23 protein-coding genes, 7 tRNA genes and 2 other annotated features are annotated in these 24,264 nt (G+C 37.3%); all 30 genes read left to right on the forward strand.

The window, feature by feature from the left end; translation table 11 throughout:
- The first annotated feature begins 542 nt into the window (after positions 1–542).
- The 30 genes from hisZ (at position 543) to TEPIRE1_RS03485 (ending at position 24,183) form a co-directional block, all read left to right on the forward strand.
- Positions 543–1,658, forward strand: coding sequence for an ATP phosphoribosyltransferase regulatory subunit (gene hisZ / locus TEPIRE1_RS03345; protein ID WP_013777770.1), 1,116 nt, complete (start codon positions 543–545; stop codon positions 1,656–1,658).
- 56 nt (positions 1,659–1,714) lie between these two features.
- Positions 1,715–2,335, forward strand: a complete 621-nt coding sequence (gene hisG, locus TEPIRE1_RS03350) for an ATP phosphoribosyltransferase (protein ID WP_013777771.1) — start codon at positions 1,715–1,717, stop codon at positions 2,333–2,335.
- A gap of 150 nt (positions 2,336–2,485) precedes the next feature.
- Positions 2,486–3,607 carry a histidinol-phosphate transaminase gene (hisC, locus tag TEPIRE1_RS03355; RefSeq protein WP_013777772.1) on the forward strand — a complete coding sequence of 374 codons (1,122 nt, stop codon included), beginning with the start codon at positions 2,486–2,488 and terminating at the stop codon, positions 3,605–3,607.
- Positions 3,608–3,622: 15 nt separating this feature from the next.
- Positions 3,623–4,207 carry an imidazoleglycerol-phosphate dehydratase HisB gene (hisB, locus tag TEPIRE1_RS03360; RefSeq protein ID WP_013777773.1) on the forward strand — a complete coding sequence of 195 codons (585 nt, stop codon included), beginning with the start codon at positions 3,623–3,625 and terminating at the stop codon, positions 4,205–4,207.
- A gap of 30 nt (positions 4,208–4,237) precedes the next feature.
- Positions 4,238–4,969, forward strand: coding sequence for a 1-(5-phosphoribosyl)-5-[(5-phosphoribosylamino)methylideneamino]imidazole-4-carboxamide isomerase (gene hisA, locus TEPIRE1_RS03365; RefSeq protein WP_013777774.1), 732 nt, complete (start codon positions 4,238–4,240; stop codon positions 4,967–4,969).
- 13 nt (positions 4,970–4,982) lie between these two features.
- Positions 4,983–5,741, forward strand: a complete 759-nt coding sequence (hisF, locus tag TEPIRE1_RS03370) for an imidazole glycerol phosphate synthase subunit HisF (protein ID WP_173391416.1) — start codon at positions 4,983–4,985, stop codon at positions 5,739–5,741.
- Positions 5,734–6,369, forward strand: a complete 636-nt coding sequence (hisIE, locus tag TEPIRE1_RS03375; protein ID WP_013777776.1) for a bifunctional phosphoribosyl-AMP cyclohydrolase/phosphoribosyl-ATP diphosphatase HisIE — start codon at positions 5,734–5,736, stop codon at positions 6,367–6,369. The genes hisF and hisIE overlap by 8 nt, the downstream gene beginning before the upstream one ends.
- Positions 6,370–6,568: 199 nt before the next feature.
- Positions 6,569–6,644, forward strand: a tRNA-Val gene (locus TEPIRE1_RS03380).
- A gap of 7 nt (positions 6,645–6,651) precedes the next feature.
- A tRNA-Asp gene (locus TEPIRE1_RS03385) sits at positions 6,652–6,728 on the forward strand.
- Between the two features lie 8 nt (positions 6,729–6,736).
- A tRNA-Phe gene (locus TEPIRE1_RS03390) sits at positions 6,737–6,812 on the forward strand.
- Positions 6,813–6,819: 7 nt separating this feature from the next.
- Positions 6,820–6,894: transfer RNA gene (locus tag TEPIRE1_RS03395), tRNA-Gly, on the forward strand.
- Between the two features lie 12 nt (positions 6,895–6,906).
- A tRNA-Cys gene (locus tag TEPIRE1_RS03400) sits at positions 6,907–6,980 on the forward strand.
- A 13-nt stretch (positions 6,981–6,993) separates the two neighbouring features.
- A tRNA-Leu gene (locus TEPIRE1_RS03405) sits at positions 6,994–7,082 on the forward strand.
- 7 nt (positions 7,083–7,089) lie between these two features.
- Positions 7,090–7,164 (forward strand) — tRNA-Val (locus TEPIRE1_RS03410).
- Between the two features lie 126 nt (positions 7,165–7,290).
- A complete protein-coding gene (gene ytxC / locus TEPIRE1_RS03415; protein WP_013777777.1) occupies positions 7,291–8,199 on the forward strand; it encodes a putative sporulation protein YtxC in 909 nt (302 codons plus the stop codon).
- 157 nt (positions 8,200–8,356) lie between these two features.
- Positions 8,357–8,965, forward strand: a complete 609-nt coding sequence (locus TEPIRE1_RS03420; protein WP_013777778.1) for a DUF445 domain-containing protein — start codon at positions 8,357–8,359, stop codon at positions 8,963–8,965.
- 102 nt (positions 8,966–9,067) lie between these two features.
- Positions 9,068–9,243, forward strand: a binding site (T-box leader).
- A gap of 80 nt (positions 9,244–9,323) precedes the next feature.
- Positions 9,324–11,234 (forward strand): threonine--tRNA ligase, encoded by a 1,911-nt coding sequence (gene thrS, locus TEPIRE1_RS03425; RefSeq protein WP_013777779.1) that lies wholly within the window; start codon positions 9,324–9,326, stop codon positions 11,232–11,234.
- 142 nt (positions 11,235–11,376) lie between these two features.
- Entirely contained in the window at positions 11,377–11,946 is a 570-nt protein-coding gene (gene infC, locus TEPIRE1_RS03430) for a translation initiation factor IF-3 (protein ID WP_013777780.1), read from the forward strand.
- Positions 11,947–11,951: 5 nt separating this feature from the next.
- On the forward strand, positions 11,952–12,149 hold the full coding sequence (rpmI, locus tag TEPIRE1_RS03435) for a 50S ribosomal protein L35 (protein WP_013777781.1): 198 nt from the start codon (positions 11,952–11,954) through the stop codon (positions 12,147–12,149).
- 22 nt (positions 12,150–12,171) lie between these two features.
- A complete protein-coding gene (gene rplT / locus TEPIRE1_RS03440; protein ID WP_013777782.1) occupies positions 12,172–12,528 on the forward strand; it encodes a 50S ribosomal protein L20 in 357 nt (118 codons plus the stop codon).
- 20 nt (positions 12,529–12,548) lie between these two features.
- Positions 12,549–13,916: a TrkH family potassium uptake protein gene (locus TEPIRE1_RS03445; protein WP_013777783.1), complete on the forward strand. Its 1,368-nt coding sequence runs from the start codon at positions 12,549–12,551 to the stop codon at positions 13,914–13,916.
- Positions 13,917–13,928: 12 nt separating this feature from the next.
- The gene (locus TEPIRE1_RS03450; protein WP_173391424.1) at positions 13,929–14,585 is read left to right on the forward strand and encodes a potassium channel family protein; all 657 of its coding nucleotides are present in this window, start codon (positions 13,929–13,931) and stop codon (positions 14,583–14,585) included.
- A 48-nt stretch (positions 14,586–14,633) separates the two neighbouring features.
- The gene (rlmB, locus tag TEPIRE1_RS03455) at positions 14,634–15,449 is read left to right on the forward strand and encodes a 23S rRNA (guanosine(2251)-2'-O)-methyltransferase RlmB (protein ID WP_013777785.1); all 816 of its coding nucleotides are present in this window, start codon (positions 14,634–14,636) and stop codon (positions 15,447–15,449) included.
- A 54-nt stretch (positions 15,450–15,503) separates the two neighbouring features.
- Entirely contained in the window at positions 15,504–15,593 is a 90-nt protein-coding gene (locus tag TEPIRE1_RS14410) for a YqzL family protein (RefSeq protein WP_013777786.1), read from the forward strand.
- Positions 15,591–15,816: a binding site (T-box leader), on the forward strand. Its footprint overlaps the gene before it by 3 nt.
- A gap of 49 nt (positions 15,817–15,865) precedes the next feature.
- Positions 15,866–16,882, forward strand: coding sequence for a phenylalanine--tRNA ligase subunit alpha (pheS, locus tag TEPIRE1_RS03460; RefSeq protein ID WP_013777787.1), 1,017 nt, complete (start codon positions 15,866–15,868; stop codon positions 16,880–16,882).
- A 13-nt stretch (positions 16,883–16,895) separates the two neighbouring features.
- Positions 16,896–19,292, forward strand: coding sequence for a phenylalanine--tRNA ligase subunit beta (gene pheT, locus TEPIRE1_RS03465; protein ID WP_013777788.1), 2,397 nt, complete (start codon positions 16,896–16,898; stop codon positions 19,290–19,292).
- Between the two features lie 75 nt (positions 19,293–19,367).
- Positions 19,368–19,637 (forward strand): cell division protein ZapA, encoded by a 270-nt coding sequence (locus TEPIRE1_RS03470; RefSeq protein ID WP_013777789.1) that lies wholly within the window; start codon positions 19,368–19,370, stop codon positions 19,635–19,637.
- A 6-nt stretch (positions 19,638–19,643) separates the two neighbouring features.
- Complete coding sequence (gene polX / locus TEPIRE1_RS03475; protein WP_013777790.1) at positions 19,644–21,365, forward strand: DNA polymerase/3'-5' exonuclease PolX; 1,722 nt, start codon at positions 19,644–19,646, stop codon at positions 21,363–21,365.
- Positions 21,362–23,725 (forward strand): endonuclease MutS2, encoded by a 2,364-nt coding sequence (locus TEPIRE1_RS03480; RefSeq protein WP_013777791.1) that lies wholly within the window; start codon positions 21,362–21,364, stop codon positions 23,723–23,725. The genes polX and TEPIRE1_RS03480 overlap by 4 nt, the downstream gene beginning before the upstream one ends.
- A complete protein-coding gene (locus TEPIRE1_RS03485; RefSeq protein WP_013777792.1) occupies positions 23,722–24,183 on the forward strand; it encodes a 2-thiouracil desulfurase family protein in 462 nt (153 codons plus the stop codon). Before TEPIRE1_RS03480 ends, TEPIRE1_RS03485 begins: the two co-directional genes overlap by 4 nt.
- The last annotated feature ends 81 nt before the right edge of the window (positions 24,184–24,264 follow it).

A 24,264-nucleotide genomic window follows, 5' to 3' on the forward strand; every position in this document is an offset into this window, starting at 1 on the left:
CTCTTACCTGTAAAAGGTGGGGCTGCAACCTTACCGTAGCAGCCGAATGTAGCAGAAGTTTTATTTTTACATAACTTTGGAAAACTAAAAGAATATTCGGAAAGATACTGCGCACACTTTTTGTTTGATACCTTTCAGGGATTTTCCTCAAAGGTGTTTTTTGTGCTCTTTTTTGACCGCCTTTTTACCGGACAATCCTAAATACCACTTCGGGCCGACTTGGCACGAAGTAAGCCGAAAGCTCTTTGCTTTAGAGGTTTTGCGGAATCAACAACATTGTTCGCATTTCTCAAAACAAGCTCCCAAATGGCGGTTGGGGAAATATCTGAGGCTTTCCAAAGACGATTTCAAGCGTGGAAATGCTAAGGACAAAGAGAATGTAAATGTCGTTTATGTTTCTGTTTTATTGGCTTTTATAAAAAATGGGGGAATTCTACAAAATCACTATTGATTATTTAAAAGCATTATGTTAATATTCCTTTAAATACTTTAGATACTTTAATGATTTAATATACTAAAGGATTATTGAAGGATGTGTATTAATGACCAAATACTTTCGAAAGCCTGCAGGTGTTAAAGATTACTTGCCGCCGCAAGCTCGTAAAAAAAGGCGGATTGAAAAAATAAGCAGTGATATATTGGAGAAATGGGGCTATGAAGAAGTAATAGCACCATCTTTTGAATACCTAGAGACATTTGTAAAAAGCGGCCAACCGGGGTTTGCGGAAAAGGTGTTCAAGTTTTTTGACAGGCAGGGTGGGGTTATGGCTTTAAGACCTGATATTACCACATCAATCGCCAGAATGGTTGCAACACATTACAGCGAGCATTCTATGCCTTTAAGATTCTATTATATGGCAAATGTTTTTAGATTTCAGGAGATGCGCAAGGGCAGAGAGCAAGAATTTTATCAAACTGGTGCTGAACTTATAGGCATTTCAGGAATAGAAGCTGATATTGAAATTATAATATTAGCATCTTTCATATTAGAGGAGATAGGCATAGATAATTTTATAATAAATGTAGGGCATATAAAATTTTTAGAAGGGCTTTTAGATGAAATAGAGGATGATCCGCTACTAAAGGATGATATAGCTCAAGCAATCAAGAATAAGAATTTTGTGCTGCTCAAAAATTTAATTGAAGCAAATGTACTCAAATCTAACACCAAAGAAATATTTTCAGCTCTACCGTATTTTTATGGTGGCCCGGAGATATTAGATGAGATTATAAAGTTTCCGCTTAACGACAAATGTGTTGAGGCCATATCGGACCTTGCCAAGCTATGGAAAGTACTAAAAAATTTCGACAATATTAATCTTACTTTTGATCCCGGCCTTGCTCGCGGCATGGATTATTATACAGGGATAGTATTTGAGATATATTCACCAAATGCAGGATTCCCTTTAGGGGGCGGGGGACGATATGATACACTGCTCGATAAGTTTAACGGATCTCGACCGGCAACGGGTTTTGCCTTAAGTGAGGATGTGATTCTTTCGGTTTTAGATAAAGACATGAAAGACATCTATGAACCTACATACTTATTTTATAACCCCAAAAGATTTGTTGAGGCATTAGATAAAGCAGAAGAAATGAGAAAACACGGTATTATAGTTAAAATGATACCTTCAGAAAAACATAATTCGCATAGTTAACATCAGATAATTTTTTTTAAAAATAATAGTTCACTAATCAATAAAGGAGAATTTTCTTGGATTTATTAAAAATTGCCCTATCAAAAGGCAGAATTTTGTCGGAAACTCTTGAACTTTTTAAAAAAATACAAATGGATTTTGAAGGAGTAAGCGAAGATTCCCGCAAGCTTTTTTTTGATTTTGAAGAATATGGCGTAAGGATGATTTTGGCAAAACCTTCGGATGTTCCTACTTATGTTGAATATGGTGTGGCGGATATTGGAGTGGCAGGTAAGGATGTGCTGTTGGAAAACAAGAATGATGTTTTTGAGCTGATGGATTTAAAACTGGCACAGTGCCGTATGGTAGTTGCTGTTCCGGATGGCAGACCTTTAAATACTCCAATTTACAGGGTGGCAACCAGTTACCCGTGTATTGCAGAAGAACATTTTGTAAAACAGGGATTTCCCATAGAAGTTATAAAGCTTCATGGTTCTGTAGAATTAGGTCCAGTGTTGGGACTTTCGGATGCGATTGTAGATATTGTATCCACTGGTAAAACCCTTGAAAAAAATCACTTGAAAATCTTAGAAGAAATCTGTCCTATCAGCAGCAGACTTATAGCAAACCAAGTGAGCTTTCGAATAAAATCCGATGTAATAATGAAATTGATGGAAAAACTTAAAGAGGTTGTATGATGCAAGTAATTATTAAGTTGGATTTATTATAGCCATTTATGATAGAATGAAGCTGTGCAAAGGTGTATATTTATACATTGAATTAGAGCTATAATTTTAACCTTTGTTTAAAAATATAAAAATTTTTCCATCAGACTTGATACTGAATCAATGTTGAATCGATGTTGCATTAGGGAGGAGATTACTATAACATCACCAATACACTTCGTAAGGGAAGATATATTAAAATTAACACCATATATGCCCTCAAAGGAACAATGTAGAATAAAGCTTGATGCTAATGAAAGTCCTTATGATGTACCAATTGAAATAAAAGAACGTATATGGAACAGATTGAAGGAGGAACACTTTAACTATTACTATGACCCGAGCTGCGATATTCTTAGGGAAAGTTTATCTGGATATACCGGAGCAGACCCTGACCAAATTTTTGTAGGCAGCGGCGGTGATGAAGTCATAAATGATATAATTATGGCTTTTGCTGGTCCGGGCCGTGATGTTATAATTTTAGTTCCAACATTTTCCAGTTATGAGATATTTTCTACCGTAGCCGGTTCCAATATTATTAAAGTGCCTCTTGTAAAAAAACAGGAATATGGCAGATACTTTTGGGATATTGACACTGCAGGAATAAAACAACACTTTACAAAAGACAAGCCGCAGCTGATGTTTCTGTGCTATCCCAATAATCCTACGGGCGATTATTTTAATGATGAGAAATTAGAGGATTTGATAAGGGATTTCAACGGTATTGTGGTCGTTGACGAGGCTTATTTTGAGTTTGGCGGCAAGACTTTTGCAGACCGAATTGCAAAGTATCCACATGTTATAGTTATTCGCACTTTTTCCAAGATATTTTCTTTGGCAGGTCTTCGGGTAGGATATGCCATCGGCCATGAAGATGCAATAAAACAGCTGTTTAAAGTTAAACTGCCATATAATGTGAGCCTTTTCTCACAAATTGCTGCAGTAGAGATTTTAAAGGAAACCGATTGGCTAAAAAACATGCGAAACCAATTTATAGATGAGCGAAAGCGTCTTAAGGAAGGCTTAGAATCCATTGATGGGATAATGGTATATCCAAGCTCATCAAACTTTTTTTTATTTGAACTAAAGAAACCAAGAGATATGGTATACAACGAGCTTTTAAAAAGAGGCATACTGACTCGTCGCTTAGATGATAAGATACTGGAGAACTGTTTGAGATTTTGCATAGGTACTCCTGAACAAAACCAGTTTCTTTTGTCTTGCTTAAGAGAAATCATGAGTTAAAGGTGGTAGGTTTATATGCGCATTGCTGAGAATTATAGGAGCACCAAAGAAACACAGATAAAAGTTAAAATTAATTTAGATGGTGAAGGCGAAAGCAACATTAAAACACCGGCATTTTTTTTAAATCATATGTTAAACCTGTTCTCTCGCCATTCCCTTTTTAATTTGGATATTGAGGCAGATGGCGATGTTGAGGTTGACTTTCATCATCTGACGGAAGATATAGGCATAGTTTTAGGCGAGACATTTTTAAAGGCCCTTGGCCAAAAAGAAGGTATCAAACGCTATGGAAGTTTCTATGTTCCCATGGATGAAGCACTGGCATTTTGTGCGGTGGATATAAGCGGCAGGCCTTTTATAGTTTTTGATGCCGTTTTTGGTAGGGATAAAGTAGGAGATTTTGATGTGGAGTTAGTTGAAGAGTTCTTTAGGGCATTTGCGAGCAGTGCACGAATTACACTTCATTTAGAGGCAATACGCGGTCAAAATACTCATCACATAATCGAAGCGCTTTTTAAAGCATTTGGCCGTGCATTAAAAGAAGCTGCAGCTGTCGACCCTAGAGAAAAGGGCATACCTTCAACAAAGGGCGTACTTTAAGAATTTTTAAGTCTTAGAAAGGGTGGGTCAATGAATATATATCCGGCAATTGATATTAGGAAAGGAAAGTGTGTGCGGCTTAATCAAGGAGATTTTTCCAAGGAAACTGTTTATTTGGAAGATCCAACAGAAGCTGCAAAGCGCTGGCAGAATAAGGGAGCTAAATGGATTCATGTTGTAGATTTAGATGGTGCAAAATCAGGCAATCCTGTCAATATAGATGTAATTAAAAGGATTCGCAAAACCGTAGATGTCAATATCCAACTGGGCGGCGGCATAAGAGATGAAGAAACGGCGGAAAATTATATAAATCTGGGTATAGATCGCATTATTTTCGGATCCTCTGCTGTTAAAAATTTATCTTTAATAGAAACAGCAATAAAAAAATTTGGAGCTGAAAAAGTTGCGGTTGGTTTGGATGTACGCAAAGATGAAGTCGCAATCAACGGATGGGTAAAAGATTCCGGAGTCAAAACGGAAGAGATGTTAAAAAAGCTTAAGAATACCGGTTTAAAAACTATCATTTACACGGATATTTCAAAGGATGGTATGATGCAAGGACCGAATATTGCAGGCATTGAAAAAGTGCTCAGTTTTGATGATTTTTCAGTAATTGCATCAGGCGGTATTTCCTCTATGCAAGACTTGGAGCAGCTGGCCCGATACGAAAAAAAGGGCCTTGACGGAGCTATAATCGGAAAGGCTTTGTACAATGGAACGCTGAATTTGAAGGCAGTTTTAGAACAGTTTAGTTTACAGTAAGGAGTGAGATATGATGAGCAAAAAGCGATTGATCGTTTGCCTAGATGTAAAAAATGGACGAGTGGTAAAAGGAGTTAATTTCGAAAACATTCGAGATATTGGAGACCCGGTTGAGTTAGCAGCTTTTTATGACAAGCAGGGGGCAGATGAAATTGTGTTTTTGGATATATCAGCAACTTTAGAAGGCAGAAAGACTACCTTGGAAATAGTAAAAAGTATTGCCCAAAATGTTAATATACCTTTTACGGTAGGTGGTGGAATATCTACTTTAAAAGACATTGAGAATTTGCTAGCAGCAGGTGCCAACAAGGTTTCTATCAGTACAGCAGCTGTTGAAAATCCCGAACTGATTCAAGAAGGAGCACGAAAGTTTGGAAGTGAACATATTGTATTGGCTTGTGATGCCAAAAAAAATAATAACAGTTGGGAAGTTTATACACATGGCGGACATGTAGCTTCAGGCCTTGACGTCATTGACTGGTGCAAAAAAGCTGTAGACTTAGGTTCTGGAGAGATACTTTTAACGAGTATGGATGCAGATGGTACTAATGATGGGTATGACATAGCTCTTACCAATACTGTGGCAGAAGCGGTTAATGTGCCTGTTATAGCTTCAGGGGGTGCAGGAAAGCTTGAACATTTCAGGGAAATATTTTTAAAAGGTAAAGCCAGTGGCGCCTTAGCGGCATCTGTTTTTCATAAAGGGCTTTTCAGTATTAAAGAAGTTAAAGAATATTTAAAATCAGAAGGAGTAGATGTAATCAATGATTGATATAAATTATGATGAAAAAGGTCTAGTCCCTGCCGTGGTTCAAGATGCGAAAAGCAAAGAAGTCCTAATGGTTGCATATATGAATGAAGAATCATTAAAAAAAACCATTGAAACAGGAAAGGCATGGTTTTACAGCCGTAAAAGAAAAAGCCTTTGGCAAAAGGGAGAAACCAGTGGCAATGTTCTTGAAGTTAAAAGTATTTTTTATGATTGCGATAAAGACACATTACTTCTAAAAGTAGATGCAAAAGGGCCTGCCTGTCATACTGGGCATAATTCTTGTTTTTATCGCAGTTTGTCAGATATTCAAGATAGCGATAATGAAAAAGACGAACCGCAGGAAAATACGCTAAATTTTTTAAATGAGTTAGTAGATATAATTGATTCGAGATTTGAGGAAAAGCCGGAAGGTTCATATGTGGCAAAACTGTATAATGGCGGTAGGGAGAGAATATTGAAAAAGGTCGGTGAAGAAGCCGCAGAAGTTGTAATAGCATCCATGAGCCAAGACAAAGATGCGACAATATATGAATCCGCCGATTTATTTTTTCACATGTTAATTGCACTACGATATGACGGAATAACAATTGAGGAAGTTATAAATGAGCTTAAGAGAAGGCATAAGTGATTTTCTTGACAATTAGTCAATAAATTTGTATAATTGCTTTAACAGATGAGCTTACACAAGGCTTACAATTTCAATAAGGTGTAATTGATAAACAAAGCAACTAAGAGATACACCTTGTATAAAAGAAATAAAGCTTAATAATTCGTTTTAATGATTTTTGACACTGATTCGATTCTAATGTATACTAAGTATTGTCTTTGGGCGGATAGCTCAGCTGGGAGAGCACGTGCCTTACACGCACGGGGTCACAGGTTCGAGCCCTGTTTCGCCCACCAAATATGCGGCCCAGTAGTTCAGTTGGTTAGAACGCCAGCCTGTCACGTTGGAGGTCATGGGTTCAAGTCCCATCTGGGTCGCCATTATATTAGCCTTGGTAGCTCAGTCGGTAGAGCAGAGGACTGAAAATCCTCGTGTCGGTGGTTCGATTCCGCCCCAAGGCACCATAGATGTGCGGAAGTGGCTCAGTGGTAGAGCATCGCCTTGCCAAGGCGAGGGTCGCGGGTTCAAATCCCGTCTTCCGCTCCATTTGTATCTTTAGGCGGCATAGCCAAGTGGTAAGGCAGAGGTCTGCAAAACCTTTACCCCCAGTTCAAATCTGGGTGCCGCCTCCAACTAATTAGTTCTGCCGGGGTGGCGGAACAGGCAGACGCACAGGACTTAAAATCCTGCGGGAGTCAAATCCCATACCGGTTCGATTCCGGTTCCCGGCACCAATGATGTGGGCGCTTAGCTCAGTGGGAGAGCACTTCCTTGACGCGGAAGGGGTCGTAAGTTCAATCCTTACAGCGCCCACCATTTTTATACAGAAAAAATACTGAAAATTCAAAATGCATTTATTGGAACTACTTCCTTTGTTTTGTTGTATATGGTATAAGCTACATACATATAATATATACTACAAAAATAAAAGGAGTGGTTGAGGTGAGAATACTGTCAATAGGTTCTATTAAACCTGTAGAAGGTTTTGAAGATAGATTGAAATTGGAATTGGACCTTTTAAGTAAACAAGGATTTAATGTAACCCTGAAAAAGAATTATAAAGGTAATGCCGTATTTTTTTATTGTTATATAGAGGATGAGATAATATTAAAAGACAATCATTATGAAAATATGCGGCAAATATTTGTTAATTCTATAGCTAATGCACTTTCAGATATTGTAATGGATTATTGGGAACCGATTTTGATTAAAAAAATCATAAGAGATAACTACTTTTATTTCAATGAAATCGAGCAAAACCGAATATACGATTTCACGATGGATATTGCAAACAGCGGTGAGTTAAATTTAACTCAAGATACCTCGAGCAAAGTAAAACGTAAGATTTGCGTAGTACATAAAATTAGAGAATATCTTGCAGATAATAATATAATTATGTTGGATGGTTTTATTGACTTTCGCTTGAGAGAATATATGGAACAGTTGGAAGAGTTGGTGGACACAGCTATTGATGAGTATCTTATTGATAGGGAGTATAAGGAATTTATAGACTTACTTCGCCATTTCATCGACCTCCAAGAACCTAAAAAAGATTTAGTTAATGTGGTATTTTGCAATACCAAAATAATACTGATGGATGAAGACTCTAAATTTATAGAGAATGATTTGAGTTTGGATTTACTGGCACAGGAAAATACTGAAGTAAGTACAGATGACATAGTTGTAAGCACATTGATAAATATAGCTCCAAGGAAAATCATTATCCATGGGTTTACTGGAGAAGATAAAATAGAAGTTATTAATACCATTTATAATATTTTTGAAGGACGAATACACTTTTGCAATAGCTGTAATATATGCCTGCAATCAAAACCTTTAACGACAAAGTAAGGGCCAAAGGCCCTTTTTTTTCTATTGAAAGTATGCTATCATAGTTAAGATTGCATTAAAGCTAATTTTAAATATTTTGCTTGAACTTTAGTTAGAACTTCAGTTAGAACTTATCTTATTATTTAGAATTTTAAATCGGAAAAATGGTGATACTTTTATGAATGCATACATTCAGTTAGCATTGATGCCGCTAATCGGAGCATTTATTGGTTGGGGAACTAACCTTTTTGCCATAAAACTTATCTTTCGGCCTTTAAATCCCATTAAAATTCCCTTCCTTGGGATTGAAATCCAGGGTTTGATTCCGAAGCGAAGGCTGGATATATCTCGAAGCATTGGAGAAGCTTTAGAAAATGAGATTATTTCTACGGAAGAAATTATAGAAAGCTTGGCTTCCGACAAAAATAAAACTGAAATAATAAAATATATAAAGGATGTTGTGGCAACAAAGATTGATGATAAGCTTCCCGGATTTCTGCCTTCAGGCCTTCGCGGGTCTATAGCAAATTATGTTGGCGATATAATTGATCGTCATGGAAATGAGCTTTTTGATGAGATGAAGGCAACACTTATTCAAAAAGCAAAGAAAGAATTTCAACTGAAGGAGCTCGTGAAAGAAAAGATTAACTCATTTGATTTAGAAGAACTGGAAGATTTAATTATCAGACTTTCAAAGCAAGAATTAAAGCAGATAGAAGTTCTCGGAGGTATAATGGGATTTTTTGTTGGTATAGTACAAGCATTGGTTTCTTATTATTTCTTATAATATTTACAGTAAAGTTTATTGGCATTAGTTGTTATAGTATACGGTAAGTATGCTCTTGACAATAGTAATCATTAGAATTATAATAAATGAAATTCTATTTATATAAAAACTATGAAGGGAAGAGTAAGTTTACGATTTTCTCTAAAGAGAGGGGCCGGAAGCTGCAAAAGCCCTGGGAATAGTAGACCGAAGACCAACTCGGAGTTTTATGGCTGTAAGCCTTTATTAAAATGAGTTTAAATTAGGGTGGAACCGCGGGAAAACCTCTCGTCCCTTAAGGGATGCGAGGTTTTTGATTTTAAAAAATAAATTATATTTGCAACATACCTGTACTTAAGGACAAAAGGAAGGGGATATTATGGAACAAGTAAAAGTGAGTTTAAAAGATGGAGTTGAAAAAGTATATCAAAAAGGTATTACATTACTTGAAATCGCCGAAAATATAAGTAGGAAATTAGGCAAGGAAGCTTTGGCTGCTAAAGTTGACGGCGCTATTAAAGACCTTAGTTCGAAAGTTGATAAAGATTGTAATGTAAAGTTTTTGACATTTGAAGATGAAGAAGGGCGCAAAGTATTTTGGCATAGCTCGTCACATGTTATGGCACAAGCCGTAAAACGATTATTCCCCGAAACGAAATTAGCCATAGGTCCGGCTATCGATGAAGGATTTTATTATGATTTTGACCGGGATGAAAGCTTTACCCCATCGGACCTTGAAAAAATAGAGCAGGAAATGGCTAAAATAATTGCCGAAGATTATGCTTTTTGTCGTAAAAATGTATCTAAAGAAGAAGCTATAGAAGAACTTAATAAAATAAATGAACCATATAAGGTAGAATTGGTAGAAGCCCTTCCGGAAGGAGCACCCATTAGCTTTTATCAGCAGGGCGAGTTTAAGGACCTTTGTGCAGGGCCTCATATTCCTTCCACTGGAAGGATAAAGGCATTTAAACTTACGAGTCTGGCAGGTGCTTATTGGAGGGGCGATGAACATAATAAGATGCTCCAGAGGATTTATGGCATCTCATTTCCAAAAAAATCTATGCTGGACGAATATTTAACACGCATAGAAGAGGCCAAAAGACGCGACCACCGAAAACTAGGTAAAGAATTGGATCTTTTCAGTATTCACGAAGAAGGTCCTGGATTTCCGTTTTTCCATCCAAAGGGCATGATAATATGGAATTTGTTGACAGATTTCTGGCGCAAGGAACATAGTAAAAGAGGCTATCAAGAAATAAAAACTCCAATCATATTAAATGAAGAGCTTTGGAGAAGATCTGGCCATTGGGACCACTATAAGGAAAATATGTATTTTACAAAAATTGATGATATGAATTATGCTGTAAAACCCATGAATTGCCCTGGAGGCATACTCATGTATAAAACAGATTCTCGAAGCTACAGAGATCTGCCAATTAGATTAGGCGAACTTGGCTTGGTGCATCGCCACGAGCTTTCTGGAGTTTTGCACGGCCTTATGCGGGTAAGGTGCTTTACACAGGATGATGCACATATATTCATGATGCCTTCTCAAATCGAAGATGAGATAATTGGCGTGATAGATTTGGTAGACTACTTTTATCAGATATTCGGTTTCGAATATAATGTAGAGCTGTCCACAAGACCAGAAAATTCCATGGGTTCTGATGAACTATGGGACCAGGCAACAGCAGCTCTGCAAGGAGCTTTGGATAAGAAGGGCATGTCATATAAGATTAATGAGGGTGATGGAGCTTTTTACGGCCCTAAAATTGACTTTCATTTAAAGGACAGTTTAGGCAGAACATGGCAGTGCGGAACCATTCAATTGGATTTCCAGATGCCTGAGCGCTTTGACTTGTCATATATCGGGGCAGATGGTGAAAAGCACCGTCCGGTTATGATTCACAGGGTTATCTTTGGAAGCATTGAGCGTTTTATCGGAATACTAATTGAACATTATGCAGGAGCCTTTCCGGTTTGGCTTGCTCCGGTGCAGGCAAGGGTTCTTCCCATAAGTGAAAAACACATGGATTATGCCTATAAAGTAAAGAAACAGTTGGAAGAAGCCGGTATCCGAGTGGAAGTAGACGAAAGAAATGAAAAAATAGGCTATAAGGTAAGAGATGCACAGATGAAAAAAATTCCTTATATGCTTATCGTAGGTGACAAAGAAGCAAATGAAAACACGGTTTCAGTGCGGACTAGAGAAAAAGGCGATGTAGGGCAAAAACCTATTGAAACGTTTATCGACGAGGTATTGATATTAACCTCAAAATTTAATTGACATTAAAGGTAAATATGTGATATATTTACTGATGTAGCGAAAAGATAATAAAGTAATTTAAGCAGAAGATATATTCTCACCTTATGGCGAAAGCTTATAAGGTTATTATCCCACAGATTTCAACGGGGACGAGTGATTCTTCTTGTCCCCTTTTATTTTTATAATTTTGGAGGTGAACAGTATTAGCAAAGACAAAGACATCCAGGTGAACCATGAAATAAGAGACAGAGAGGTAAGAGTAATATCCCCTGATGGAAAGCAACTTGGAATTATGTCATTAAAAGATGCCTTGCATTATGCCCAGGAAGTTCAACTAGATTTGGTAAAAATATCATCTGATGCAAAGCCACCGGTATGTAAAATTATGGATTTTGGGAAGTATAAATATGAGCAGAGTAAGCGTGAAAAAGAGGCTCGTAAAAAGCAAAAAGTAATTAATGTAAAAGAAATTAGAATGAATCCTACTATTGATGAGCATGATTTTCAAGTAAGACTAAAAAATACCATTAAATTCTTAAAAGATGGGGATAAAGTAAAGGTAAGCATAAGATTTCGTGGCAGGCAGATGACTCATACAAAACTGGGTGAAGAGGTTTTAAATAGAGTGGTTGAAAACATAAGCGAAGTGGGTGTGGTTGAAAAACCGCCTAAAATGGAAGGCAGAAATATGGTTATGGTAATTGCACCAAAACAAACTACAAATAAGGAGTGATATTGATGCCAAAAGTTAAAACACATAGGGGTGCAGCAAAAAGATTTAAAGTTACAAAGACGGGAAAAATAAAGAGGTCAAAGGCCTATAAAAGTCATATATTAACCAAAAAAACTTCCAAGAGAAAAAGGCACTTGAGAAAACCTGCAATTTTAAGCAAAGCAGATCACAAGAGAATAAAACAGGTAATACCTTACATGTAATGAACGCTAAAGGAGGATAAGTATGGCACGGGTTAAAAAAGGAGTTACTGCTCGTAAAAAACATAAAAAAGTTATCAAGCTTGCAAAAGGATATAGAGGATCAAAAAGCAAATTATTCAGACCGGCAAATCAAGCTGTCCTCAAAGCTCAATCTCATGCTTACAGAGGAAGAAAACTTAAGAAGAGGGATTTTAGAAAGCTGTGGATTGCTAGAATTAATGCAGCAGCCAGATCTAACGGCATATCCTATAGTAAGTTTATTAACGGGCTTAAAAAAGCCGGTGTACAGATTAATCGCAAAATGTTATCAGAAATGGCGATAAATGATGCTAACGGTTTTACACAATTAGTAGATATCGCTAAGGCAAACAGTAAATAAAAAGCGGCTTCGGTCGCTTTTTGGACTTTTCGGAGGCGGTTGAAATCAAGATACTGCATTTCGGGTTAAGAAAGTTAAAACCTACTCAAATACTTGTATTCGGTTTTGCTGCTTTAATACTTGTTGGAGGTATTCTTTTAAATCTTCCTTCAGCTTCAAAGAGCGGTCAGAGCATAGGTTTTCTAAATGCTTTATTTACTTCCACATCTGCCGTATGTGTTACAGGTTTGGTGGTTGTTGATACACAAACTCAATTTTCCACATTTGGTCAGATAGTTATAATGTGCCTAATTCAAATGGGTGGTCTAGGAATAATGACAATGGCTACCTTGATTTTTTTGCTGCTAGGGAAAAAAATAACACTCCGCGAGCGCATTGTAATGCAGGAAGCTTTAAATCAATCTACATTATCGGGCCTTGTAAAATTAACGCGGCATATACTGCTTACAACATTTATTTTTGAGGGAATAGGTGCAATACTTTTATCTATACGATTTACACAGATATATGGTATAAGCAAAGGGATTTACTATGGAGTGTTTCATGCAGTTTCGGCATTTAACAATGCGGGTTTTGACCTTATAGGAGGATTTAAAAACTTTACCCCTTTTGTAGAAGACCCAATAATAAATGGTGTAATAATGGGGCTAATAATATTTGGCGGGCTTGGATTTACTGTAATTCATGATCTCCTACTAAAGAGAAATTTCAAACATCTTTCCCTACATTCTAAAGTTGTTATTACGATGACGTTACTATTATTGGTTTCAGGCTTTATCACCTTTTATTGCTTAGAGTATTCTAACCTTAAAACATTGGGCAATCTTTCTCCAACCGGAAAAATTTTAGCTGCGGCATTTCAATCAGTAACGGCAAGAACGGCAGGTTTTAATACACTCAATCTTTCGGACTTGACAATGCCGTCAAAATATTTCACGATATTTTTAATGTTTATAGGAGCATCACCTGCTTCTACCGGAGGAGGTATAAAAACATCTACATTTGCAATAATCATCATGATGATTTACACTATACTTGCTTCCAAAGAAGATGTTGAGATTTATCAAAGGCGTGTACCTATGGATAATATATTTAAGGCTGTGGTTATTGGAGTAATAGCTTTATTATTAGTATTTACAAGCTCATTTTTGCTGACTATTACTGAAAAAGCAGACTTTCTATCAATTCTTTTTGAAACGACTTCAGCTTTTGGGACAGTTGGCTTAACCTTAGGAATTACTACCGAACTTACAAGTATTGGTAAAATAATAATAATTTTAACGATGTTTGCAGGACGAGTAGGACCGCTTACCCTTGCCATGGCTCTCGGCAGCCGAATAAACAAGGCTATGATAAGATTTCCGGAAGAAAGAATTCTGGTTGGATAAGATGCGGAGGCGATTGTATTGAAACAATTTGTTGTTATAGGGTTGGGCAGGTTTGGATTAAGTTTAGCTGAGACATTGTATGACTTAGGCCACGATGTACTTGGAATTGACATTGATGAGGAAATAGTTCAAAATGTAGCTGACAGTATCACACATGCTGTTAAAGCTGATGCAACGGACGAAAATGCATTAAGGGCATTGGGTGTTAGAAATTTTGATGTGGCAGTGGTGAGCATAGGAAATGATATTCAGGCTAGTATACTGGTTACACTGATATTAAAAGAAATGGGCATTAAATATGTAGTAGCAAAGGCACAGAATGAGCTGCATGGAAAAGTGTTATATAAAATAGGTGCAGACAGGATAGTTTTTCCTGAAAGGGATATGGGTATCAGAGTAGCACATAATTTAACCCTCTCTAATATTCTTGATTATATAGAGCTTTCGCCTGAGTATTCTATTATAGAGATAAGTGCTATATCGTCTTGGTTTAATAAGAGCCTTAGTCAGCTCAATATGAGACGCAAGTATGGCTTAAATGTTATTGCTATAAAACGCGATGGCGATGTAATCATATCACCTAATGGTGATGATGTCATTTTAAAAGGCGATGTGCTTGCAGTAGTCGGGCAAAAACACGATATTGAAAACATGGAAAAGCATTTATGATGTATATGATATGGAAGCATCTCATAATGGCTGGGTGTCGGTAAAAAAATGATAAAACAACTTTCTAAAAAGCAACAAAAACTAGTTAAAGATTTAATAAAATCCAAGAAAGCCAGAATGAAAAATCGCTGTTTTATTGTTGAGGGTTTAAAAAACGTAGCTGAATCTATAAAATCAAATTATGAAGTTAGGTTTGTTGTCATATCTGATGATTTTTTTAAATCAAATATTGGTTTCATTAAAATATTAAGCAAGCAGGTTTGCCCAAACCGATTATATCAAGTAAGAGACAATCTATTTAACGAATTGACTGATACGGTCACACCTCAAGGCATCATGGCAGTTATAAATTTCAAGGATACAAATATCGAAGATGTACAAAAAGAAAATTTCCTGATGATTGCGCTGGATCGAATACAGGACCCGGGCAATATGGGGACGATAATAAGAACAGCTGATGCTGCCGGTGCCGATGCAATTGTTATTGGACAAAAATGTGTAGATATATATAATCCTAAGGTTGTACGCTCTGCTATGGGCTCCCTATTTCATGTACCAATAATTCAAACTGACGATTTGATAAAAACGCTCATTGAATTAAAAGAAAAAGGCGGGAAAGTAGTAACAACACATTTGAAGGCTAAAAAGCCTTATTATGATGTAAATTACATGGCTTGTACCATAATAGTTATGGGCTCTGAGGATGAAGGGGTTTCAAAAGAAATAGTTCGTATTTCCGATGAACTGGTTAAAATTCCAATGCCAGGCAGCGCTGAGTCTTTAAATGTCGCCATAGCCCATGGAATTATGGTTTTTGAAGCGGTAAAACAAAGGATTAAGCCTGTACCCACAGCTTGTAAATAGTTTTATGCTGTGCTATAATATGTGTGTGTAAACCTTAGGAAAGGGTGGAGCACAGTGCCTATAGCCGAATTTTTTTGGAATATTTTTGAGGTTACCGGGTCTATTACGGCTTATCTTATTTATAGAGAATTGCTAATGTCATGAAATGCTATGAAGGAGAGAGTAAGTGCGAGGATCCTTTTAGGGAGCGAAGGTCAAAGACTGTAAGCCTTTGCAGGGAGAATCCGCCGAAGTTCGCTCTGAAGCAGGGAGATCGAAGCCTAATAGGTAGTAAATCTCCCCGGTTTTCGCCGTTACGGAATTTGTGAGAGTTTGTATTTCAAACTAAAAAAGGGTGGTACCACGGAAGGAAACTTTCGTCCCTAGCTGGACGGAAGTTTTTTTGTTATTTAATTTTATACAGGAGGTTAGTCAACTTGAAAGAAGATTTAATGCACTTAAAAGAAAAGGCCTTAGAAATTTTATCCAAGTCTGATAATATCGATGAATTAAATGAGCTAAGAGTGAAGATATTGGGTAAAAAGGGTGAACTTACTCAGATACTCAGAGATATGGCTAAATTAACTCCGGAAGAAAGGCCGATTATCGGTAAATTAGCAAATGAAGTAAAGGCAGACTTAGAGCAAAAGATTTCTGAGAAAATGCAGCAACTAAGGAAAACTTTAAAAGATAGTAAAATGCAACAGGAATTTATTGATGTGACTATTCCCACAAAAGTTTCCTTAGGCAGCAGGCATCCGCTTACCTTGATAATGGATGAAATCAGAGACATATTTATAGGCTTGGGATATCAAGTAGCGGAAGGACCGGAGATTGAACTTGATTACTATAATTTTGAGGCTTTAAATACACCGCCGGATCACCCGGCCAGAGACGTTCAGGATACTTTTTATATAACCGATGAAATCTTGCTTAGAACCCAGACATCACCGGTTCAAATAAGAACTATGGAAAAACAACAACCGCCGTTGAAGATTATTGCGCCTGGCAGGGTTTTTAGATCTGATGCTGTAGATGCCACACATTCTCCTATGTTTCATCAGGTGGAGGGTCTTGCCATAGGTGAAGGCTTTACCATGGGCGATCTTAAAGGGACCCTTGTTGCTTTTGTACATGAGATGTTTGGCCATGATCGAAAATCCCGATTTCGTCCTCATTTTTTCCCTTTTACAGAGCCCAGTGCTGAAATGGATATATCATGCATAGCCTGTCAGGGGAAAGGCTGCCGTGTATGCTCTTATACCGGTTGGCTGGAAATACTCGGTTGTGGCATGGTGCATCCTAATGTTCTCTGCAATGTGGGCCACGACCCTGAAAAAATAAACGGCTTTGCCTTTGGCATGGGTGTAGAAAGAATAGCTATGCTTAAATATGGCATAAATGATTTAAGACTTTTTTATGAAAATGACCTGCGATTTTTAAAGCAGTTTTAAGGGAGGAGTTCAAATGCTGGTACCAATTAGCTGGTTAAAAGATTTTGTTGATATAAATGAAAAACCTGAAGAACTTTCAAAAAGACTTACTATGTCTGGTTCGAACGTTGAGGGCATCGAGTATTGGGGAACAGATATTAAGAATATAGTTATTGGCGAAATTCAAACAGTCCAAAAACATCCGGATGCCGATAAACTAGTAATAGTATATGTAAATACAGGGGAAGAAACCATTCAAATTGTAACGGGAGCTACAAACATAAAAGCAGGGGATAAAGTTCCTGTAGCCCTGCATGGTTCGACCATAACAGGCGGTAAAAAGATTAGAACATCTAAACTTCGTGGCATAGAATCGGCTGGAATGCTGTGTTCGGCAGAAGAATTAGGATTAGACGATCATGGCTTGCCTAAAGAGATGCAAAATGGAATATTAATATTACCCGAAGATGCTCCGGTAGGGAAGGATATTAAAGACTATCTTAATTTAGAGGATGTAGTTATCGATTTTGAAATAACTCCCAACCGCCCTGATTGCTTAAGCATTGTAGGTGTAGCCCGTGAAACGGCAGCGACCTTCAAATCTAATTTTAGGATACCTGAGATAAACTTAAAAGAAGAAGCTGAAGACTGTGTTAAAGATAATGTGAATATAAACATAGAAGCCGAAGATTTGTGCAACAGGTATGTAGCCCGCTTGGTGAAAGACATTGTTATAGAACCATCACCTTTGTGGATGCAGCGACGACTTCAAACCTGTGGTGTTCGTTCTATAAACAATATTGTAGATATTACAAACTATGTAATGCTGGAAATGGGACAGCCACTTCATGCTTTTGATTATGATAAAGTCGAAGGACATTCGATTATTGTTCGTCGTGGGAAGACATCTGAAAAAATAGAAACACTGGATGGCAATATTCGCGAAATAAACGAGAGTATGTTGCTAATTACAGATGGTAAAAAACCTCTGGGCATTGCCGGAGTAATGGGCGGAGCCGATTCTGAAATAACTTCGTCAACCAAGTGTGTACTTATAGAATCAGCTAATTTCTTTGGCCCTAATATACGCAGAACATCAAAGCAGCTGGGGCTGAGGTCGGAATCGTCTATGAGGTTTGAAAAAGGCATTGACCCAAATATTTGTTTGCAAGCTGCCGATAGGGCTTGTGAGCTTATAGAACAGCTCGGAGCCGGAAAAGTTTTAAAGGGATACATTGATGTTTTTCCCGGGAAAACCGCTCCAAAAGAAATACCTTTTAATCCGGATAAAATAAATAGTGTGCTCGGAACAGATATTCCTACAAATGAAATGGTAGATATATTAAACCGCTTGGAAATTACGGTTAATTCCACGGCAGATGGTATGAAGGTAATTGTTCCTACTTTCAGGTCAGATCTTGTAGAGGAAGCAGATATAATTGAGGAAATCGGGAGAATGTATGGTTACGACAGGCTACCTATTACTTTACCAACAGGTAATGTAACACATGGTAAATTAAGTGATCATCAGAAATATATAAATGAGATAAAGGATGTATTAGTGTATAATGGGTATTCTGAAATATACACATATTCTTTTATAAGTCCAAAAGTTTTTGACAACATAAATGCACCGCAAAACAGTTCGCTAAGGCAGGCTATCACGCTTTTAAACCCCCTGGGAGAAGAACATAGCATAATGAGAACTACGCTTATGCCAAATATACTTGATGTTATAAGTTTTAACTTGAACCACAAAGTAGATGAACTAAGATTTTTCGAAATTGGTGCTGCTTATTTACCTAAAGAATTGCCGCTTAAGGAGCTGCCTTATGAAAATAAGCGAATTGCTATCGGCTTATGTGATGACTCGATGGATTTTTATGATTTAAAAAGAGTAATAGAAACGCTATTTAAAAAGTTGCGGATTAAAAACTATAATTTCCTTCAAGAACAGCATTTTGCTTTCCATACGAGCAGATGCGCTAAAATTGTATTGGGTAATGATGTAATCGGATTTGCAGGAGAAATAAACCCTGATGTATTGGAGAATTACGAAATAAGTAAAAGAGTTTATATAGCAGAATTAGATCTTGATATAATATTAAGTAATGCCTCCGGTAAAGTAGGATTTGAACCACTACCTAAATTTCCAACTTCTGATCGTGATCTAGCAATAGTAGTAAATGAAAAAGTTCTTGTAGGAGATGTAATAAATACTATAAAAGAAAGTGCAGGCAATCTCTTGGAAAGAGTAGAACTCTTTGATATATATCAAGGGGGCCAGATAGCCAAAGGTTATAAGAGCATTGCCTTTTCACTGGTCTTTAGAGCAGAAGACAGGACTCTTACAGATACTGAAGTCAACGAAATCATTGAGAAAATAACAAAACATCTTCAAGATAAATTCAATGCTACTTTGAGAGAATAAAGGATTTCATCGGTATTTGAAGAATATTAATATTAGATGTTAAAAAACCGATAATAAATACTAAGGGTGGTTGGGATGCCTAATGAAGCTAAACCCTTAAATAGGGTTAAAGTAAATATAAATGGTGAAGATTATTATTTAAGAGGCACGGCATCTGTCGACTATATTAAAAAAGTAGCTCAATATGTTGATAGGGAGATGTTTAACCTTTCCAAAGATTACCCTAATTTGAGCCGCACCCGAATTGCAGTGCTGGCAGCTCTTAATATTACCGATGAATTGTTTAAACTAAAACAGGAATATGAAGAGTTTTTAGCAACATTTGGAGATGAAGCAAAGGATTGAACTATTATGAGAAATTTTGAAGTGGCTTTTATTTTTAATGATATTGCCAATATGCTGGAAATAAAAGGTGAAAACTTTTTTAAAATAAGAGCATATCGCAAAGCCGCTTATACAATTGAAAATCTTCCGCTGGAGATTGAAGATTTAGCAAAGCAATCTCAATTACAGGAAATCGAGGGTATTGGAAAGGCTCTGTCGGAGAAAATTTATGAAATTATTGATACAGGCACATGCCGTTATTATGAAGAACTTAAAAAGAATTTTCCGCCGGGCCTTGTTGAAATGCTTAAAATACCCGGTATGGGGGCCAAAAAAATAAAGCTCGTTTATGATTCTCTCGGCATATCCTCCATTGAAGAATTAGAAGAGGCTGCTCGCCGCCACAAACTCAGAACATTACCGGGTATTGGAGTAAAAACAGAACAGGCTATTTTAAAAGGCATACAGACCTTAAAAAATAATTCGGACAAGATTTTACTGGCAACAGCCTTGCCCATTGCCGAACGAATTTCATCTATATTATCCGGCATGACAGAAGTTACAAATGTTGAGATTAGCGGCAGTTTGCGCCGCAAAAAAGAAATGGTAAAGGACATAGATATAGTCATAGCTACTGAAAGTCCGGAGGCAATATTGAAGGATTTTTTAAGGCTTCCATATATTGCCGAAGTCCTTGACCAAGATTTGAATAAAGTAAGTGTAATGCTTAACATGGGTATCAAACTAGATTTAAGTGCTGTAAAAACCAAGGCTTTTTGCGCTGCACTGCAGTGCTTCACCGGCAGCAAAGAGCATAATACTAAACTTCAAAATATCGCTACAAATATGGGATATGAACTGAATGAGCATGGCATTTTAAAAAAAGAAAACAAAAAGGTATTTTATCCTAAAAGCGAAAAAGAGGTTTACGAAAAACTGGGAATGCCCTATATAATACCGGAGCTGAGAGAAGGGCGGGGAGAGATCGAGGCTGCTATGAAAGGTTGCCTGCCTGAGATGATAAAGCAGGAAGACATTCGCGGGGACCTTCATGTTCACAGCAACTTTAGTGATGGAGTAAGTTCTATGGAATCAATAGCCAAAAGAGCCAAAGCCCTAGGATATGAATATATAGCTATAACCGACCATTCCAAGTCCTTGAGAATAGCCGGTGGCCTTAATGAAAGCAGGTTAAAAGAGCAGATTGATATTATCAGGGATATGAATAACAAGCTTGAGGGAATACGCATTTTAGCAGGTGCCGAGGTTGATATATTAACCGATGGGACGCTGGATTTTGCAGATGATATTTTAAAGGAATTAGATATCGTTATTGCATCAATTCACAGTGGGTTTCGCCAAGACCGAAAAACTTTGACAAAACGCATTGTCAATGCTTGTCATAATCCTTATGTAAATATAATTGCACATCCTACGGGAAGAATTTTAGGCAGGAGAGCTCCCTATGATATTGATATGGACTTGGTATTTGAAGCAGCGGCTACAACCGGCACTGTACTTGAAATAAATGCTTCGCCCGATAGACTGGATTTGAATGATGTGATGGCAAAAAGGGCAAAGGAGATGGGCATAAAAATTGCCATAAATACCGATGCTCATGACAAAGAAACATTGACGGACATGAAGTATGGATTATGGGTAGCAAGGCGAGGTTGGCTTGAACCCGAAAATGTTATAAATACTTTTTCCATTGAAAAACTTTTGGACTTTTTAAAGGTGATGCAATGAACAATAAAGTCGAAACTATTTTAGAATATGATAAGATAAAGAGCATATTAATGGAATACGCAGTTTCATCGCTGGCAAAAGAAAAGATAGCCCGCATGAGACCTTCTTCTGATGAGGATTTGGTCAAAATGCTCCAGAGGGAAACCAGTGAAGGTTTGGCATTACTCAACTCCGGAATCAAAATATCTCTTAGAGGAATCAAGGATATAAGAAATAGCCTTAATTTGGCTAAACTTGGGTCTGTACTTTCTCCGGGGGAGCTTTTGGATATAGCATCAACTATGAGAGCTGCCAGATTAATTAAATCTGCATGGAATGAAAAGAAGCCGGCAGACAGTGTAATCATAAATGAAATAGTAAATGGCTTGCATATATTTCAATCCTTGGAGGAAAAAATAGAAAAAGCAATTGTAAGTGATGAGGAAATAGCTGATAATGCCAGTCCTAAGTTGAGTTCAATCAGAAGACAGAAGAAGAATCTGGCCCAGAGCATAAGAAACAAATTAAATGAAATAATTTCCTCTCCTTACTACCAGAAAGCATTACAGGATCCAATAGTTACTGTTCGCCAAGACCGTTATGTTGTTCCGGTAAAACAGGAATTTCGCGGCAGTATTCAGGGAGTTATCCACGACCAATCGGCCAGTGGAGCGACGCTATATATAGAACCCATGGCAGTAATGCAGATGAACAATGAACTCAGACAACTTGAGATTGAGGAAAAGAAGGAAATTGAAAGAATTTTATGGGATTTTTCAAAAAAGGTACAGGAAAATTATGATTTTATTCATGATACATTATATGGTTTGGCTCATCTGGACTTTATTATGGCAAAGGCAGGCTACAGCTTGGACATAAAAGGCACTGAGCCAATCTTCAATAATCGAGGATATATAAATATAATACAAGGAAGGCATCCGCTCTTAAAAGGTGAAGTGGTTCCCCTGGATGTGTATCTTGGTGATGAATTTAACATACTGATAATCACTGGGCCTAATACCGGAGGGAAAACGGTTGCTTTAAAAACCGTCGGCCTTTTTATACTCATGGCTCAATCAGGCTTGCATTTGCCTGCTCAAGAAGGAACTGAAGTTTCAATTTTTGAAGATGTTTTCGCAGATATAGGTGATGAGCAAAGCATTGAACAAAGTCTTAGCACCTTTTCTTCTCACATGAAAAATATAAAGGAAATCCTTGACCTAGCTACGAAAGATAGCTTAATAATTCTTGATGAATTAGGAGCTGGCACAGACCCGACAGAAGGTGCGGCTTTGGCTATGGCTATATTAAATTACCTTTATGAAAAAGGAAGCAGGGTTTTGGCTACTACCCACTACAGTGAACTTAAAACATTTGCCTTTTCTAAAGAGGGTGTTGAAAATGCCAGCATGGAATTTGATATACAAACCTTAAGCCCAACTTATAGACTAACAATAGGGATTCCGGGCAAGAGCAATGCTTTTGAAATAGCAAAGAGACTTGGCTTAAAGCAAGAAGTGGTGGACTTAGGCAAAAGTTTGATGGCTGAAGAAAGTTTAAAGCTGGAGGATTTGCTTACACATATAGAGCTGCAAAAGAATAAGGCTGAAGAAGAAAGGGAAGAACTGCGAGCTTTGAAAACGGAATACCTAAAAAAAATCGATAGGTTAGAAGAAGAACAACAAAAACTGCGAATACAGCAGGAAAAAATTGTTGAAAAAGCCAAGATGAAAGCCCGATTGTTACTTGATAATATTGAAAGAGAAGCTGCACAAATTATAGAAAGCTTAAAAGATGCCGAAACAGAAAATCAAATTCATATTAGAAACAAGGCTGTAGAACAAGCAAGGTCTTGGCTTAGAAAAACTGATGAAAAACTGCAGGACTCAAAAAATGCTTTAATTATAAACGCGGCAAAGAAATACAAAAAACCATTAAAACCCGGTCTAAAAGTAAAGATAGCAGGTTTGAATCAAGAAGGTTATATTTTATCACTGGATGAAGCCTTAAAATCAGCTCAGGTACAGGTTGGAATTATGAAAGTAAATGTTCCGGCAGAAAGTCTTATACCTATAGAACAGATAGAGTTTGAGGAGGAAAAATCCAGGTATTCATCTATCGCTATGAGTAAAGCCAAGGAAATTTCAACAGAAATTGACCTAAGAGGTCTTACGGTTGACGAAGCTTTGGCTGAAGTAGACAACTATCTTGATGATGCAATGATGGCAGGTGTGGCGAGGGTAACTTTAATACATGGCAAGGGCACCGGCGCTCTGCGTCAGGGAATAACAGATATGTTAAAAACCAGGTCGGATATCAAGGCTTTCAGATTAGGGAATATGGAAGAAGGAGGCTCCGGTGTGACGGTGGTTGAATTGTGAAAAGATTTTTGATAAGTGCGTGTTTAATCGGTTTAAATACCAAATATGATGGTGGAAATAATATAGAGCCCTGTTTTTGTGAAATGGTAAAAAAAGGTGTAGCAGTACCTTTTTGCCCTGAACAGGCAGGTGGCCTGCCTACACCCAGAGATTGTTCGGAAATAGCTGATGGAGACGGTCGGGATGCAATAGATGGTAAAGCAAGGGTAATTACAGATAAAGGCCAAGATGTAACTGAAAACTTCTTAAGAGGAGCCAAAGAAGCACTAAAACTTACAAAGCTATTAAATGCGGATAAGGCTATATTAAAGTCAAAAAGCCCTTCATGCGGATGTAAATGTATTTATGACGGAACATTTAAGAAAAGCCTGCGCCGGGGAATGGGAGTTACGGCAGCATATTTACAAGAGCATGGTATCAATGTAATAGATTCGGATGAATACCTAAAACAGAAGTAAAGTAAAATGCCGATGATGACATATTCTTCAAAAATCCTTAATACCTAATCAGCATAATAAAAAAACACTTTTTGATTCAAT

The organism is Tepidanaerobacter acetatoxydans Re1, assembly GCF_000328765.2.
Classification (GTDB): domain Bacteria; phylum Bacillota; class Thermosediminibacteria; order Thermosediminibacterales; family Tepidanaerobacteraceae; genus Tepidanaerobacter; species Tepidanaerobacter acetatoxydans.